At 42.4% G+C, this 14,039-nt stretch carries 19 protein-coding genes; 5 read left to right on the forward strand and 14 right to left on the reverse strand.

Annotated elements, in window-relative coordinates; genetic code table 11:
* Positions 1-145 precede the first annotated feature (145 nt).
* The 3 genes from HC179_RS17875 to HC179_RS17885 form a co-directional block, all read right to left on the reverse strand.
* The gene (locus HC179_RS17875; protein ID WP_168865544.1) at positions 146-790 is read right to left on the reverse strand and encodes a peroxiredoxin-like family protein; all 645 of its coding nucleotides are present in this window, start codon (positions 788-790) and stop codon (positions 146-148) included.
* A gap of 139 nt (positions 791-929) precedes the next feature.
* Positions 930-1,640: a GNAT family N-acetyltransferase gene (locus HC179_RS17880; RefSeq protein ID WP_168865545.1), complete on the reverse strand. Its 711-nt coding sequence runs from the start codon at positions 1,638-1,640 to the stop codon at positions 930-932.
* Between the two features lie 56 nt (positions 1,641-1,696).
* The gene (locus tag HC179_RS17885; RefSeq protein ID WP_168865546.1) at positions 1,697-2,221 is read right to left on the reverse strand and encodes a DinB family protein; all 525 of its coding nucleotides are present in this window, start codon (positions 2,219-2,221) and stop codon (positions 1,697-1,699) included.
* A 128-nt stretch (positions 2,222-2,349) separates the two neighbouring features.
* On the opposite strand from HC179_RS17885, the gene HC179_RS17890 reads away from it, so the two are divergent.
* Together HC179_RS17890 and HC179_RS17895 are read left to right on the forward strand one after the other, a co-directional pair.
* A complete protein-coding gene (locus HC179_RS17890; RefSeq protein ID WP_168865547.1) occupies positions 2,350-2,535 on the forward strand; it encodes a hypothetical protein in 186 nt (61 codons plus the stop codon).
* 71 nt (positions 2,536-2,606) lie between these two features.
* Positions 2,607-3,056: a hypothetical protein gene (locus HC179_RS17895; protein WP_168865548.1), complete on the forward strand. Its 450-nt coding sequence runs from the start codon at positions 2,607-2,609 to the stop codon at positions 3,054-3,056.
* Positions 3,057-3,063: 7 nt separating this feature from the next.
* On the opposite strand, the gene HC179_RS17900 is transcribed toward HC179_RS17895, so the two are convergent.
* From HC179_RS17900 to HC179_RS17915, 4 genes are all read right to left on the reverse strand, one after another.
* Positions 3,064-3,597, reverse strand: coding sequence for a GNAT family N-acetyltransferase (locus HC179_RS17900; RefSeq protein ID WP_168865549.1), 534 nt, complete (start codon positions 3,595-3,597; stop codon positions 3,064-3,066).
* Between the two features lie 21 nt (positions 3,598-3,618).
* Positions 3,619-4,218, reverse strand: coding sequence for a GNAT family N-acetyltransferase (locus HC179_RS17905; protein ID WP_168865550.1), 600 nt, complete (start codon positions 4,216-4,218; stop codon positions 3,619-3,621).
* Positions 4,219-4,650: 432 nt separating this feature from the next.
* Positions 4,651-5,370, reverse strand: a complete 720-nt coding sequence (locus HC179_RS17910) for a YebC/PmpR family DNA-binding transcriptional regulator (protein ID WP_148988957.1) — start codon at positions 5,368-5,370, stop codon at positions 4,651-4,653.
* Positions 5,371-5,422: 52 nt separating this feature from the next.
* Positions 5,423-6,307, reverse strand: coding sequence for a LysR family transcriptional regulator (locus HC179_RS17915; protein ID WP_168865551.1), 885 nt, complete (start codon positions 6,305-6,307; stop codon positions 5,423-5,425).
* Between the two features lie 109 nt (positions 6,308-6,416).
* Here HC179_RS17915 and HC179_RS17920 point away from each other — a divergent pair, with 109 nt between their 5' ends.
* Both HC179_RS17920 and HC179_RS17925 read left to right on the forward strand, forming a co-directional pair.
* Positions 6,417-6,575: a hypothetical protein gene (locus tag HC179_RS17920; RefSeq protein ID WP_168865552.1), complete on the forward strand. Its 159-nt coding sequence runs from the start codon at positions 6,417-6,419 to the stop codon at positions 6,573-6,575.
* Positions 6,572-7,876 (forward strand): uracil/xanthine transporter, encoded by a 1,305-nt coding sequence (locus HC179_RS17925; RefSeq protein ID WP_168865553.1) that lies wholly within the window; start codon positions 6,572-6,574, stop codon positions 7,874-7,876. The genes HC179_RS17920 and HC179_RS17925 overlap by 4 nt, the downstream gene beginning before the upstream one ends.
* A gap of 41 nt (positions 7,877-7,917) precedes the next feature.
* Here the strand turns inward: HC179_RS17925 and HC179_RS17930 are convergent, their stop codons facing one another.
* On the reverse strand, positions 7,918-8,961 hold the full coding sequence (locus tag HC179_RS17930; RefSeq protein WP_168865554.1) for a flavin-containing monooxygenase: 1,044 nt from the start codon (positions 8,959-8,961) through the stop codon (positions 7,918-7,920).
* A gap of 149 nt (positions 8,962-9,110) precedes the next feature.
* Here HC179_RS17930 and HC179_RS17935 point away from each other — a divergent pair, with 149 nt between their 5' ends.
* A complete protein-coding gene (locus HC179_RS17935; protein ID WP_168865555.1) occupies positions 9,111-9,617 on the forward strand; it encodes a hypothetical protein in 507 nt (168 codons plus the stop codon).
* A gap of 301 nt (positions 9,618-9,918) precedes the next feature.
* Here HC179_RS17935 and HC179_RS17940 read toward each other — a convergent pair whose 3' ends face one another.
* The 6 genes from HC179_RS17940 to HC179_RS17965 form a co-directional block, all read right to left on the reverse strand.
* Positions 9,919-10,299 carry a VOC family protein gene (locus tag HC179_RS17940; RefSeq protein WP_168865556.1) on the reverse strand — a complete coding sequence of 127 codons (381 nt, stop codon included), beginning with the start codon at positions 10,297-10,299 and terminating at the stop codon, positions 9,919-9,921.
* On the reverse strand, positions 10,296-11,837 hold the full coding sequence (locus HC179_RS17945; protein WP_168865557.1) for a M3 family metallopeptidase: 1,542 nt from the start codon (positions 11,835-11,837) through the stop codon (positions 10,296-10,298). Before HC179_RS17945 ends, HC179_RS17940 begins: the two co-directional genes overlap by 4 nt.
* Positions 11,838-11,876: 39 nt before the next feature.
* Entirely contained in the window at positions 11,877-12,233 is a 357-nt protein-coding gene (locus HC179_RS17950) for a VOC family protein (protein ID WP_168865558.1), read from the reverse strand.
* Positions 12,208-12,786, reverse strand: a complete 579-nt coding sequence (locus tag HC179_RS17955; RefSeq protein WP_168865559.1) for a GNAT family N-acetyltransferase — start codon at positions 12,784-12,786, stop codon at positions 12,208-12,210. Before HC179_RS17955 ends, HC179_RS17950 begins: the two co-directional genes overlap by 26 nt.
* Before the next feature lie 23 nt (positions 12,787-12,809).
* Entirely contained in the window at positions 12,810-13,388 is a 579-nt protein-coding gene (locus HC179_RS17960; protein WP_168865560.1) for a hypothetical protein, read from the reverse strand.
* Positions 13,389-13,470: 82 nt separating this feature from the next.
* Positions 13,471-14,031, reverse strand: coding sequence for a GNAT family N-acetyltransferase (locus tag HC179_RS17965; RefSeq protein ID WP_168865561.1), 561 nt, complete (start codon positions 14,029-14,031; stop codon positions 13,471-13,473).
* Positions 14,032-14,039: the final 8 nt, after the last annotated feature.

The raw sequence follows: 14,039 nt of genomic DNA on the forward strand, positions 1-14,039 counted from the left end.
TTTTATATCGGTGTTAGAATATTTTTATTAAGGGGCTTTCTTCAAACGTTATTCGTATATGCTAGTAAAAGGCTGCTTGGTCCATAATATTTCATAAAAAAATGGCCTGAGTATAGTCACTCAAGCCATTATTGCGTATTATTTTTTAGATATTCTTTAAGATATCAATAACTTTACCTGGTTCTACACGTTTTGTATAGTCAGAATCCACATCTGCAAATACAATGTTACCTGACTGATCAATAACAAATGTAGCTGGTTTTGGTAGTTCCCAATCATCATTTCCATTATGGTCCGGAACGATTAGGCCTGAACCTTTATATATCTCTACTAAATAATCCGGCATTTTAAAAACCAAGTTAAATTGTTTAGCTACTTGATTGCCTTCATCACTAAGAACCAAGAATTCAAGTTCATTCTTTTCCTTTGTAGACAGGGAAGCATCCGGTGTCTGAGGACTGATTGCGATTAAAGTTGCTCCAGCGTTTTTGATAGAGTCTAATTCTCGCTGATAGGCTTTTAATTCAAGATTGCAGTATGGGCACCATCCGCCACGATAGAATGTTAGGATAACTGGTCCTTTTTTCAGCTCTTCCTTAAAGGACACCAATTTGCCAGTTGCGTCAGGAAGGGTAAAATCCGGTACTCTCTCTCCCTCTTTTAGCCCCTGTGCCACTCCGGACTCCTCTAATTCTTTTGTTGCTTGCGCCATTAAACGCTGCTTTTCCTCGGGAGCCTTTTGTTTAAATACCTCTTTATAAGCTTTAATTTCTTCGAGCAATGTAGACATCCTTATCTTACCTCCTTATAATCTTTTCAAAATAACCTTAACAAAAAAATGTTTTCTTTACCTCTAATTTGCTTGAAGGCAGAAATCACGTTCATACCGCTTAGATTTGCACATTTCATATACTCTCATATGATATAATTCACCTGACTAACTTATAGATACCTTTCCTATCACGAAGCTCGCAACCATTTTTCTCAAAAATCTTTATCATGTTGGTATTGTTCACATCGGTGCTGCCGACATAATAAGTGGCGTGGAATTTTTTGAGTAACTCCATACTGATTTGGTGAATACGCTGTCCAATTCCCTGACCTCTTAAGGCTGGCACTACTCCGAAATAAAATAATCTTCCTTCATCTTCCGTTCCCATTTCAATATGAGAGATACTTATTCCAGCAAAAGCTCCATCTTTTATAAAATAATAACAATGCTTGTGCCATTCAGGTCCCAATTCACTCTTTAATGAACGCATTACCTGGGCTATTGGTTGCTTTGTATTCTTGTTAGCACTTCCCGAACGGCAAAGCTCATATAGTTCCGCATATTGAAGGTCATCGATTAAATCTTCTGCAAGGGAATGCCAGGTTATTTGGTCGTTCGTTACAGTCAAACCCTCCAGTTTCCTTGTGTACTCCACGATACTTGAGATCTTGCTGAACTTTTTCTCAAGCAGCCAGCTTTCAAATTGTTCATCCATTAGTAGCGACAAAAAACCAATCTCTAGACGTTTCCATTCTTCTAAGATATCTACTAATTCCCTTATGTACGATTCTGTTGGTACATCTTCTCTTTTAATTTGATCTACAAGCCAATATTCCTGTTTGTTTTTGATGATGTTAAAAATGTTCAATTTGATCCCCCATTGCTTAACGGAAGCATCCACTTAACAGTGACGCCTTCCGTTTGTTAGTTTCGTATTATCCCTAAATATTCCTTCCACGGCCCTACATCCTCTTTATATCTTTTCGCGATGACACGGGTTAGCTGGGTAATATGAGTAAGATCATGAACTACCCATGTGGAAATCAATTCTCGCACTTTCACTTCCCCGAGGGCTGGGTGGATACCTTTTAGCTCCATATGTTTAGTCGGGTCAAAAAGTTGTGTTAGTGTTTGTAGGTTTTCTTTCCGAAGCTTTTTAAATTCTTGCAGTTTCTGCTCTACTGTCCCAACCGCATATGCATGTAAATGTGCGAACCTATCAAACTCCGGAAATGGCTTGCTTTCGCCCTCTTGCAAAATAAACCGGAGACGCGGAATCCAGTTTACTTTTTCCCCTTCAATCAAATGGTCGATGACTTCTTTAGCATTCCAGGTCCCTTCCCCCTCGTTGCAGGTCAACCAGCTTGGTGAAAGACCCACTAATAAATGCTCTAGTGTTTTGGGTGTTCGTTCAAGTATCTCCATTGCTTCCTTCATATAAAATTTCATGGTACATACCTCCATTTGTTTTTCATATAATCTATTAAGCAAAAAAATATCTTATTCATTAATTTTACAACATCTGCTAAAAGAGTGGACAAGGAACTCGATATAATAAAAAAGGGGAGATTTATGCTATGAAAAAAGCGATCAGTCTTTTTATATTAGGGGTTTCATTACTAGTTTTACCTCCATTTGCGTATGCCCAGAGTGTATCGGGGGGAACAGCGCAGCCTAATAAGTTCATTGTCATTGTTTCTACAATTATCATTGTCCTTGTCTTCTCTTTGTTTAAATGGTGGAAAGACAGAAAGGCTGCATAGGGAAAAGTCCAAGCATGCCAAGCCAATTTTCATATCCTATAGGAATGATTCTTTTATGGGAGTGAATCGGGATGGAAAACGCATGTCTAAATTTCAATATTAGGACACAATTCACCTTTACCGTGAGTGATCCGGATCTGAGCCGTATTCTAAATGGACTAGCTGAGGAAAGTGTGAATGTTAACGGCTATTTCCAGACGCTTGCGGGGAAGAAATTCAATTTTATTCGAATGGTTGTCGGTACATCTGTCGAAGAGCGCGAACGAGACATTCGCGCGGTTCGAAAAGTAATGAAGCGGGTTGGTGTTCGTTACAGGGAAAATCAGGTGATTCAACTTCTTGATAGTATTTCTGGTGTGCCTGGGCAGATCAACGCTATCTTCGGCATGCTATGGTGCAAGATGCAGGTTCGGGCTGTTTACCTCGGCGAGGACAGTAATATTTATTTGGATGTTTCCAATATTGGATATGCCATTCGGTTGCTGTCGGAAGAGAACACGCCTCGTTGTCTAAAAGATTAAAGTATTGTTAGAACGGAATTTGGTCTTCAATTGGCGTTGTTATATTCTCCTCCCAATCTGTGCGGATGATAGCATAGCCAACGGAATCAAATAGCTTATCGTTCTGAGGCCAGGCACTTCGGTGGTAGGCTTCTTTGACGTACCCACTATTGTGGAAGGTTTTGCGCATCGCCAGGTTATCATGCCGGGTGTGGCCTTCTATTCGGACGAGGTGCGGGTAGTTCGTGAATGCAAATGTAGTGAGCCATTTTACTGCATGTGCGCCCCGCTTTTGACCTCTGGCATGTTGTTTAAGTCTTAGGTCGAAAAGGCAGGTTGGGTCCTCCAGGTCAAAAAGTCGGAACATGCCAATGACGGTTTGGTTTTCGGCTTGAATGAGGAAGGTCTTTGTGCCTTCATTTGTGTAGTTGCCTTGTTGAATGGAAGCTTGGATGGCTTCCTCTGCTGGATTTTCAGTTCCATGATAAGGCCAGGTTTCTGTTGTTAGCAATTGTACAAGGTGATGTTCGGTTTCTTTGGTAAGTTCGATGTATGTTTGCATGGTTGGTTAGTTTCCTCCGTTTTAGGTATTTTGGGGTTTGGACCTTTGTTTGGATTGCTCCCACTCCTCGCGCAACATCCCCATGCGGATGGAATCGTACAGTTTACCTTGATAGGTACGAACGTTACGGATGCGGGCTTCCTGCGTGAAGTTTAGTTTGGTGCCAACTTTCACCATGCGATGGTTGCCGGACCACGTTGTGTATCCGACTCTCGGGATTTGCGGTTTTGTTTGGAAAAGGTAGTCAGTCCATAGTTTGATGGCCTCGGTTCCGTAGCCGCCGTTCCAAAATTCGGGAAGGTAGATGATGATACCCATTTCAAGCCAATTGGACGGTTCGTGCTCCCAGTAGTATGTGACACTGCCGATGGTTTGGGGCTCACCTGTATTGGTTTGAATCAGAAAAATAGAGTCTCGGCCTTCGTTTAGTTGTTGGGTCATTTTGGAGATGTATGTTTCCTCGTCGATCATTTCGAGTGGGAAGTATGGGGCGTCCCACTTTTTATATTCTGGGTTGGGGTCGCCGTACATCAGGTGGTAAAGTAGCGGCAAATCTGAAATAATAAGCTTTTTCAGTTGGATTTTGGTTCCTTGGATGGTGGTTGGGGTAGAAGTTGTCATAAGTAAAGGCTCCTTTGCGTTAGGTAATTAAGTAATTTACGTTTTTGATAGGGTTTTAGTTTCATTTTTTTGTGTGATATGGGTTTTGTTGTGGTAATAGATGGATTCTTGATAAATTGAACTGTTTTTTCGATTATTTGAGAAGGTTTTTTGACTAATTCGATCATTTTTTTGACTAATTCCCCTCGTTTTTCGACTAATTCCCATTCAAGCATACAGCGCTGCACAATTTCATAAAAATACCACCTCCTAGCAAGAGAATGGCCCTCTTATACTAGCATAGCAATTTTTAAACAATCGTTTGTTCAAGAAAAAACTAACCTCTTGCGCCTCAACGGTTCCACGCAAAAATCTCAAATTAACTTTTGAGAATGCTATTTTACAAAAACAGGCCCCCATCCCTAAAGATAGAAGCCTGCCCCCAAAATTAACTTATTCACCTAAATCTACATTATGGTACACACGTTGCACGTCGTCGCAGTCTTCCAATGCATCGATCAGCTTTTCGAACTGCTCTTGCGCATCTCCTGGAAGCTCTACTTCGTTTTGTGCTAGCATCGTCAACTCGGCCACGGAGAATTCTTCTACTCCTGCACCCTTCAGCGCTGTTTGCACGGCATGGAATTGATCTGGCTCTGCGTAGACAATCACTGTTTCCTCTTCTTCCATGATGTCGCGTACGTCAAGGTCTGCTTCCATCAATACTTCAAGCACTTCGTCGGACGTTTTCCCTTCGAATGCAAAGACTGCTGTTGCGTCGAACATGTAAGCAACAGATCCACTTACACCCATATTTCCGCCATTTTTTCCGAATGCTGCACGTACCTCGGAAGCTGTACGGTTTACGTTGTTTGTCAACGTGTCCACAATTACCATCGATCCGTTTGGTCCGAACCCTTCGTAACGAAGCTCGTTATAGCTTTCTTCCCCGCCACCTTTTGCTTTGTCGATTGCGCGGTCGATGATGTTACGTGGTACGTTATATGTTTTCGCACGTTCAAGCACGAATTTTAACGCCATGTTGGATTCTGGATCTGGCTCGCCCTGCTTTGCTGCTACATAAATTTCAAGGGCAAATTTAGAATAGACTCTACTCGTATTCTGATCCTTTGCCGCCTTTTTTTCCTTAATGTTGTTCCATTTACGACCCATATATATTCACTCTCTTTCAGAAATTAAAAGATGTAACTTGTTCTATTATACATCAACTTCCCAGAGGGTTTCGAGTGATTTCCTTATACATCTCCAGAAATCTGGTTGCCACCTTCGATAAATAGTATTTTTTCATCCAGGCAACCCCATATTGGGAGGACAGATCCTCATCCTCCACCAGATACGAGTGAACTTTTGCACCAGAAAAAATGGGCATCGCACTTTCTGGAATCAAGGTTGCTCCAAAACCTTGTTGGACGAGACGAGCGAGCAGGGTTAAATCTGAACTTGCACACACAATATTTGGTTCATACCCTCTTTGTGCAAAAGACTGAAGCGTATAATCATACAACCCTTGCCCCTTGGTGCTTGGCAGAACCAGCGATTGGCCAGCAATCTTTTCTAATGTCAATGATTCACTCCAAGCTTCTCGGCTGACAAAATAGAACGGTTCCCTCTTAAGCATAAAATGGGCAAATTCATCTGACTGAACGGGAAAACGAATGACCGCCAAGTCTATGGCTCGCTCACGCAGGAGCTCAAATAGATGTCCTGACTCATTTTGATGGATTTCATAGGTTACCATAGGATACTTTTCTTTAAATGCGAATAGCAAATTGGATAGCGACATTTCTGAAAGAGTGTTCACCCCTATTTTTAAAGAGCCCTTTAACCCTACTCCTACTTCCTTCACTTCCTCCATGCCCTCTTCCATCAATTTGGTGATTTGTACAGCATGGTGATAGAGCTTTTCTCCCGCTTCTGTCAGCCGGAGCTTCTTTCCTTCACGGTGAACTAATCCTACTCCTAATTCCTCCTCCATCAGCTTTAACTGTTGGCTTAATGGGGGCTGGGACATATGTAATTTCCGAGCAGCTTGTGAAATATTCTTCTCTTCTGCAATGACGGTAAAATAGCGCAATTGCCGAATATCCATCCAGATTTCATCTCCTATATGTTTTTCATATGATTTCACAACAAAACAAATATCATCCATATGGTTTTACATATGATACCATATATTTGGAGAGAGGCAGGAGAATAGAATGAGAGCGATTCTGATTCTGATTATACTTAACTTAATAGTGATAATTGCTTTACTTATAGATGCAACATCAACTTCTGAAGGAACTAGGGTCCATGTGAATCAACATTTTTATGCACACGCTGAACAACAAATGCAACTAAGAAAGGAACTTCTATGAATAAATTACTCTCATCGTTTACGATGTTTTCTTCCATACAATGGCTCTTTTTCATTTTCGCCAATACGGTTGTGGTTCCGCTATCGGTCGGGTCCGCTTTTGATGTGTCACCGGAAGCGAGCCGGATGATGCTGAGTGCCTCCCTCCTCTTCACTGGGCTGGCATGCATCTTCCAAGGATGGATGGGTCACCGCTACCCGCTATTGGAGGGCCACTCTGGTTTATTGTGGGGCGTGATGCTGAATCTCGGACTCACTGCTTCTTCGTTAGGGATGAGTTTTACGGAAATTGGTGGGGGAGTTGCGACAGGACTGCTGCTTGCTGGTGGCTTTACAATGTTACTTGCAGTCTTTGGATGGACATCTGTACTGCCTAGGATTTTCACACCGATGGTCATGACGGTGTACCTTTTCCTATTAACCTTCCAATTGATGATGGTATTTTTCCAAGGGATGCTTGGTGTGACAGAGGATGGCGTGATGAATGTGCCTGTCAGCATCCTTTCAGTTGTTCTTGTTATTTTCGTAAGTATGTTGAAAATTAAGGCACCAAGGGTAATCGGGAATTTCGCAATTCTCATTGGGATTGTTGTTGGATGGATTATGTATGTCCTGCTGTTCCCGGGTGGTGGGCAGGAGGCGCCAGCTGCGGCTTTTGCATTTGATCTGTTCCCCCTTGGTGCCCCGAACCTTGAATACGGTATTATTGCGGTTGCATTTTTCGCCGGGGTGCTGAATATGAGTAACACGATTGCCTCCGTCCAGGCTGCAGCAGACCTGTATGGAGAGACCCCCAAGCCTGGTCAATTCAGGAATTCTTTCTTTTTTACCGGATTGTTTTCTGTGATTGCGTCCTTGTTCGGGCTCGTCCCATATACGCCTTTTACCTCGACGATTGGATTCTTACAGAGTACGAGGATATTAGACAGGAAACCGTTTTTCATAGGGGGCCTCATGCTTGCCGCCATCGGGCTGGTGCCACCGTTGACATCGTTCTTAGTGACGATGCCAATGACTGTCGGGAATGCGGTGCTGTTTGTGGCTTACCTCCAGTTGTTCGGGACCGCGTATGGCAGTTTGCGAGGCGCTGTTTTTAATTCGGATACCATTTTCCGTTTGGCCGCGCCTGTATTATTGGGAGTGTGCTTGATGAATACTTCGCCGGCTGTGTTCGGTCCGTTGCCAGTGCTCTTGCAACCGTTCTTAGCGAATGGATTAATCATGGGTGTGTTGCTTTCGATTGTATTGGAGAAGGTGACGAATTGGGGACAGTTTGAGGATAAGGTGGTGGAGCATAGCTGATCCTAGTGTGGATTGGCTATGCTTTTTTTAATGTTATAAAACTATTTTTTTGACAGATTCTCCATCAAATATTCTGCATCTCTTCCCACTCCATAAAGCAACCCAGAACCCCTTGTGTATTGCCATGGCAGGCCTAAAAAGTACAACCCTCTGACTTTCGTGATTCCCCTTTTATGATTCGGCTTGCCATCTGCACCAAGGACTCCTTCTATATTGATCCAGTCATAGGCGGGAATGAATCCTGTGGACCATATGATACTATCAAAGTCCTGGTGGGTATCATCAGAAAAGGTAACTGTGCTTCCAAAAACCTTGATGACACGCGGTTTCAGTTTTACTTTTCCTCTGTTCAGGTATGCTTTTAGCTCTTTTCCAAAAATGGGATCCGGTTGTTTTCGAAACCACTTACCTTTAGAAGTATCTACCCCTGCAAATAACAGCCCCAAAGTCTCCAGCCAATTAAAAATGCTTCTGCCCAAAATCCTGAGAGGCAAAAATTTAAAACGATGACTGACAGCAATCGTGACCTGTTTCTCTCCCGCTAATTCCACTGCAATTTGAGCACCTGAATTGCCCCCACCCACCACCAGGACGGAATCTCCCATAATATCCTGTGGTGAATTGTATCGTGAGGAGTGAAGCTGAAAAGGCTGATTATCTGGTGATTCGACAACTTGAGGTATGTATGGTTTTTGAAAGGAGCCTGTAGCCACAATCACCGTTCCTGCAGTGAATTCTCCTTGATTGGTGATCATATGAAATGTTTCATTCTTTTTAGTTAGCGATTGAACTTGTACGTTACTTTTTACAGGAAGCTTAAAATGACTTGCATACTGCAGGAAATATTCGGCTATTTCATCTTTTGCGGGAAATCCCTCTGGCTCCCCTGACAGTGGCAATCCAGGAAGAGAGTTGTATCTGCGCGGCGTGAATAAAACCAGGGATTGATACCTTTTTCGCCAAGAATCTCCTACCTTTTCACTGCCGTCCAGGATAACAAATGGAAGCCCTTCTTTTTTTAAGTAATAACCCATTGATAGTCCCGCTTGACCTGCCCCAATAATAACAACCTCATATGACTCCATTCTGCCATCCTCCCTCAAAAACATTCAAATGTTCATTTGAATATAATTATATTATATAGGAAACAAATGTAAATGGGTTATGAAAAAATGTTTCCCTCCAGCTTTACAGTGGTAAGATAATAATCATGACGAAAACGGAGGAGCATACCATGCGCCACATACAATTCAAATACGAAGTCACAAGACACGCTTTATCTGCACTGGTTAATCATTATAAACCTTGGCGCTTCGGGAGAATCCTTTTTTATGTAGGGGCTTTAATTTTTAGCATTTATTCCTTTCTTGATTTGCTTAAGATGTACGGTGAGGTACCTACTGAAATATTTGTCATGTCCGCCGTTATGGCATTTCTTGTTCCGTTGGTGATTGCGTTCCTTTTAATAAAGGTCATCACTTTTTTTGCGGGAGTCATTTTAGTTAGGAGGCCCATTTGGGATGAGGAGATGGTTGTGCAGTACCAGGAGGGGGATGATTTCTTCCTTGCAGGTGATGCAAAATTCCACTTTGACAACCGTTCGAAAATGATAGAAACCAAGGATTACTACATCTTTAACAGAGGAAAGCAGTTACTGAACGGGATCGCGATTCCCAAGTTGTCCTCGCTTGATGAAGGGTATGAGGAGAGAGTCGAGTTTCTGATTAAGAGAGTAAAATGAGCAAGAAGCCTTTCAGGTAAGTGGAAAGGCTTCTATCTTGATGTCTTTTTTGGAAGTGGTTTTGGGTAACTAGGTTTGATTTTAAGGTAACAGATTATTTTTCAGGACCCGCTCCAACTGATTGAATCGTGAAAAAGTGAATATCCATTGTAAATTCGTTTTATCCATTGTAAAACCAATATATCAATTGTAAAAAGACAATATCCATCGTAAAGGCCTATATATCCATTGTAAAAATAATATATCCATTTTTATGATTTCATGTCCCCACTATGACCACGACGAAAGGATCCTCTACTACTTAATTATCCTCCCTCGTCACCGGCTCCTCCTCAAAATAGCAAACTCCGAGAATATGCCCGTCCGGATCCTTAAATTCGAACGACAGAACTGTCCCGTAATCCATCACATCTTCTACCTGAACACCACTCTCCACCAGTTTCTGATGTGCAGCATTAATGTCCGCAGAATAAAAGTTCAATAAACAATGGGATCCTGGTGTCACTTCCTCCGCCCCCACAAGTGTCAGTGGTGTCTCCCCCATCTCGATTGCTGCATAGCCGTTCTCCACATCATGCCACCTGACCGAAAAACCGAGTACATCTGTGTACCATCCAATCGATTTCTCCATATCAGTTACCTCAAGGAATACCGTATCTATTCTATTAAACAGCTTGCTCATTTCATTTCCCCCTTTCCAAGAGCTCTCTTCAAATAACGAAACGTGAACTCCTCGCCACAAAGTCGACTCACCCGCTCCTGCCATGTATATAACTGGTTTGGTTCCATATATTTTTCCACAAGCTCCCGGAAAACCTCTCTCTTCCCATAAGGGCTGTTTATCTTGAATGTATGTAAGATCATCTCCCTGATTGCAAGTGCAAAATTATAATCCTGGAAAAATGCCGGGTTCTCCATGTAAAACATTTCACTCGCAGGATGGAATGCCTCTCCCTCTGCACCAAATACATCTTTATAACACTCGTCTGCAATTACTTGCATATCGCGTTCAGGATTAGTATAAAGTTCGTACTCTACTAAACTATAAAAGAAATTCATTTTCACCATTTTTATATCCATTAGTTCTTTTTGTTCCAATAACTGATTCACCGTGGTTTCGTCCAGTTTAAAATGTTCTAACAAAAATTTTTTATCCGTCGCAATGGTTTGAAACAACTCTGCAACACCCTCTGCTGCGATGGAAGAATAAAAACGGTAAAGCTCCGGGTACTGATAAGAGCTATACACCCCGTCAATCGCATGTCCTAATTCATGAAGGCCAGATACATAAACCGAATAGGCATCACGCTTATTTATCACTAGCTTGATATCAGTTGGGTGAATGTTGATACAGAAGCCACCATATGGGATCTCCAAACATTCCACCCTTAAAGGTAAATCATCCACTGACAATCCAAAACTATTCAAGGCCCCAGTAAACACTTCCTTGATTCGTTCTGCTTTAAACAAACCTGCCTTTGAGCTTTCCTGATAATTAAATGCCGCAAAATACTGATCATAATGGTGTAAATCCTTATAACCGAATTTTTCTCTAATCCGTTTATCCCAGTATTCTGAACGATGTCGAGCATTCTTTAATAGCTCTCGCATTTCAACCATATAGCCATCCATGTCCATTTCTTGAAGGCTGCACCGGAAATGATAATAGTTCTGGTATCCAAGTTCCATTGCTAGTTTGTTTCGGGTTTGAACAAGCTCTCTAAACAGGGCTTCGTTTCTCGCACCAACTTTCTTCGCTTCCTCAAAAAGTCTTTTACGAAGCTCACGATCCGGATTCTCCATGATAGTGGAATGAACGGAACCAAGGTTATATTCTTTTCCTTCCACAGTAAATGAGCTTTCTAGAAGTTCAGATTGAAGCTTCTGTTGCAAGGCTACCAATTCACCCTGACTATCCAATGACTCCTGCCTCATTTTGAACAAAAAGACTTCCAATCGTCGTTTCCAGATTGGATCTTTTTCAAAAGTTTTTGTCTTGCGGGCCAGTTCCATTGCGATTGATACATTTGCCATGAGACTATGCTTAATACTAATTATTTCTCGCAGTCTCTCACTTTGAATTCCTTCCGCATACGTTGAATAATACAGGCGACCTTCTTCCTGATACAACAGGTCCAACTGCTCTATCGCTGCTGTATATGCTTGTTTCCACTCTTCTATGTCTGTTATATCCCGTAAGGTGTCTAGTCCAAAGTACATTACTTCCCACCGCCTTCATTCTCAAAAAAACCAGCTGTTTTATTCCTCAAAATAACATACCCCTAAAATATGCCCGTCCGGATCCTTAAATTCAAACGACAGAACCGCCCCGTAATCTATAACATCCTCTACCAAAGCACCGTTCTCCCTCAGTTTCTGATGTGCAGCATTAATATCAGAAGAATAGAAGTTCAATAAACAATGGGAGGCTGGTGTCACACTTCCCGCTCCCACAAGTGTCATAGGTGTCTCCCCTATCTCTATAGCCGCATATCCGTTTTCTTCGTCATGCCACCTAACAGAAAAGCCGAGTACCTCAGTGTACCAATTGATGGACCTAGGCATGTCAGTAACCTCTAGAAATACGGTATCAATTCTTTTGAAAAGTCCACTCATGGAAACCGCTCCTCCCCATAAATTCTTCGTAAATCAGACCGAACAACAACACATCATGGTATTTTCCGTCCGTGTACACCATATTCCGCAGTCGTCCCTCCTCCACGAATCCAAGACGTTCATGCAGCTTAATGGAACCCTCGTTAAAAGCATATACGTGGGCATTTACCTTCTGATACCTTAGTTCGCCAAAAAAGTAGCGAAGAACAATCCTAATGGCATCACTCGCATACCCTTTCTTCCAGTGTTCACGAAAAATACTGACGCCGTAGTTAAACGTGCCATTTTGAGGGTCGCAATTATTTGTGCTGATACTACCAACAAGCTCACCGTCTGAATTCTGAATCGCAAGCCTAAAGTTATGGCCATCCCAACCTTTTTCTGATTCTCGCTCCGTCCATTTCTTGGTGCCATCTTGCGTTCTTGGCCCATAGATGGCATCATTTAATCTGGCAATCTCAGAATCCATTCCGTCTTGGTGGAATTTCTCCCAATCAGTAGGCTGAATCGGTCGCAAGTGTACCGCTGCACCTTCCCATATATGAAAAGACATATTTCTTTTCCCCCATTACACTTTTATCGTCGATATAACACTAAATACTCTTCCAAATCCTCCAAGCTATTGATCTTTGGGATATCCTCCTCCTGCAGTTGAAGAGTCCGGTTCTTATAGCTGATGCCAAAATGATGGAGGGGAACTCCTTTTTCTTTTAGTGCTTGTAAAAGAAAAAAGGCGCGTTCGATTTCCTTCTCGTTGTTCGAAGTGTCCACTCTTATCTGATCTAAGGATATGCCCACTTGAACCGTTGTGTATTCTTTGTAGTCAGGAATTGGGTACACTTCCTTGTAATTTTCATGAGGAAGGATATCCACTCCGTAATTGAAGTTATCGGGAAAAGCCTTTTCGATCAATGGACCTATTTCTTCTTTTGCCGCAGCACCCCAAATTTCAGAAGTGTACCCATCTTCCGTCTCCCCTGTATACCGATTCTGCCCCACATAAAACAAAAGATCTGGTTCGTCTTTTGCATAGGCATAAGCGTTATATTTTCTCGTATTGAAAAAATCAAACGAGATCTCCTCAATCACAAAATCCTTCCCATACTTTTCTTCCAGATAGACTTCAAATGCCTGTTTGTTCGTCCAAAGCCCCAAAGGCGACCCCAAAAAAACAAAAGACAGGAGCAGGACCAAAATGATCCCCCCTGACCCCCACCACAAATATTTCCGCTTCAGCTTACATTCCTCCAGCTTTTCGTTTTTTCCAATCTTCCGCTAGCATTCCGTACACCGCATGGTCGACTTGATGGTCATAGAGCCATTCCGCTTGACGGATCTTCCCTTCCAGCGTAAATCCGAGTCTTTCTGGAATAGACCTGCTTTTCATATTTTCCACCGCCGCACGGATATCGACCCGGTTCATTCCAAGTTCTGTGATGGCATAGTCCGTCAACGCTCCCGCAACCCTCGTCATAATGCCATTCCCTTGATAATCCTTGTCCAGCCAGTACCCGATATATGCCACTTTGTTCGTCCAGTCAAGGGTGTTGTAGCTTGCCGCACCAACAATCTCCCCTTTATAAAGAATCATCGTGGTCATCGATTTATTTTCCGCATAGCCTTGTCTCGTTCCTTTTATAAAATTCCTAGAGTCCTCCACTTTTTTTGTAAAATCGAGCCATGGCAGCCACTCGCGCAGATACTCCCTGGAGTTGTCAGTTAGCTCAAATAGTCGCTCCGCATCTTTCTCCTCTGCTAGTTTCAAAGATAGTTCTTTGTCAATTTTATGTATGAACATGTTGGTTT

The organism is Bacillus sp. RO1, from assembly GCF_012524115.1.
Classification (GTDB): domain Bacteria; phylum Bacillota; class Bacilli; order Bacillales; family Bacillaceae_I; genus Sutcliffiella_A.

Excerpts from the sequence above, each read along its gene's own strand:
- HC179_RS17875 (WP_168865544.1), bottom strand. The coding sequence starts at position 790 with ATGTCTACATTGCTCGAAGAAATTAAAGCTTATAAAGAGGTATTTAAA.
- HC179_RS17885 (WP_168865546.1), bottom strand. The coding sequence starts at position 2,221 with ATGAAATTTTATATGAAGGAAGCAATGGAGATACTTGAACGAACACCC.
- HC179_RS17890 (WP_168865547.1), top strand. The coding sequence starts at position 2,350 with ATGAAAAAAGCGATCAGTCTTTTTATATTAGGGGTTTCATTACTAGTT.
- HC179_RS17895 (WP_168865548.1), top strand. The coding sequence starts at position 2,607 with ATGGAAAACGCATGTCTAAATTTCAATATTAGGACACAATTCACCTTT.
- HC179_RS17900 (WP_168865549.1), bottom strand. The coding sequence starts at position 3,597 with ATGCAAACATACATCGAACTTACCAAAGAAACCGAACATCACCTTGTA.
- HC179_RS17905 (WP_168865550.1), bottom strand. The coding sequence starts at position 4,218 with ATGACAACTTCTACCCCAACCACCATCCAAGGAACCAAAATCCAACTG.
- HC179_RS17910 (WP_148988957.1), bottom strand. The coding sequence starts at position 5,370 with ATGGGTCGTAAATGGAACAACATTAAGGAAAAAAAGGCGGCAAAGGAT.
- HC179_RS17915 (WP_168865551.1), bottom strand. The coding sequence starts at position 6,307 with ATGGATATTCGGCAATTGCGCTATTTTACCGTCATTGCAGAAGAGAAG.
- HC179_RS17920 (WP_168865552.1), top strand. The coding sequence starts at position 6,417 with ATGAGAGCGATTCTGATTCTGATTATACTTAACTTAATAGTGATAATT.
- HC179_RS17925 (WP_168865553.1), top strand. The coding sequence starts at position 6,572 with ATGAATAAATTACTCTCATCGTTTACGATGTTTTCTTCCATACAATGG.
- HC179_RS17930 (WP_168865554.1), bottom strand. The coding sequence starts at position 8,961 with ATGGAGTCATATGAGGTTGTTATTATTGGGGCAGGTCAAGCGGGACTA.
- HC179_RS17935 (WP_168865555.1), top strand. The coding sequence starts at position 9,111 with ATGCGCCACATACAATTCAAATACGAAGTCACAAGACACGCTTTATCT.
- HC179_RS17940 (WP_168865556.1), bottom strand. The coding sequence starts at position 10,299 with ATGAGCAAGCTGTTTAATAGAATAGATACGGTATTCCTTGAGGTAACT.
- HC179_RS17945 (WP_168865557.1), bottom strand. The coding sequence starts at position 11,837 with ATGTACTTTGGACTAGACACCTTACGGGATATAACAGACATAGAAGAG.
- HC179_RS17950 (WP_168865558.1), bottom strand. The coding sequence starts at position 12,233 with ATGAGTGGACTTTTCAAAAGAATTGATACCGTATTTCTAGAGGTTACT.
- HC179_RS17955 (WP_168865559.1), bottom strand. The coding sequence starts at position 12,786 with ATGTCTTTTCATATATGGGAAGGTGCAGCGGTACACTTGCGACCGATT.
- HC179_RS17965 (WP_168865561.1), bottom strand. The coding sequence starts at position 14,031 with ATGTTCATACATAAAATTGACAAAGAACTATCTTTGAAACTAGCAGAG.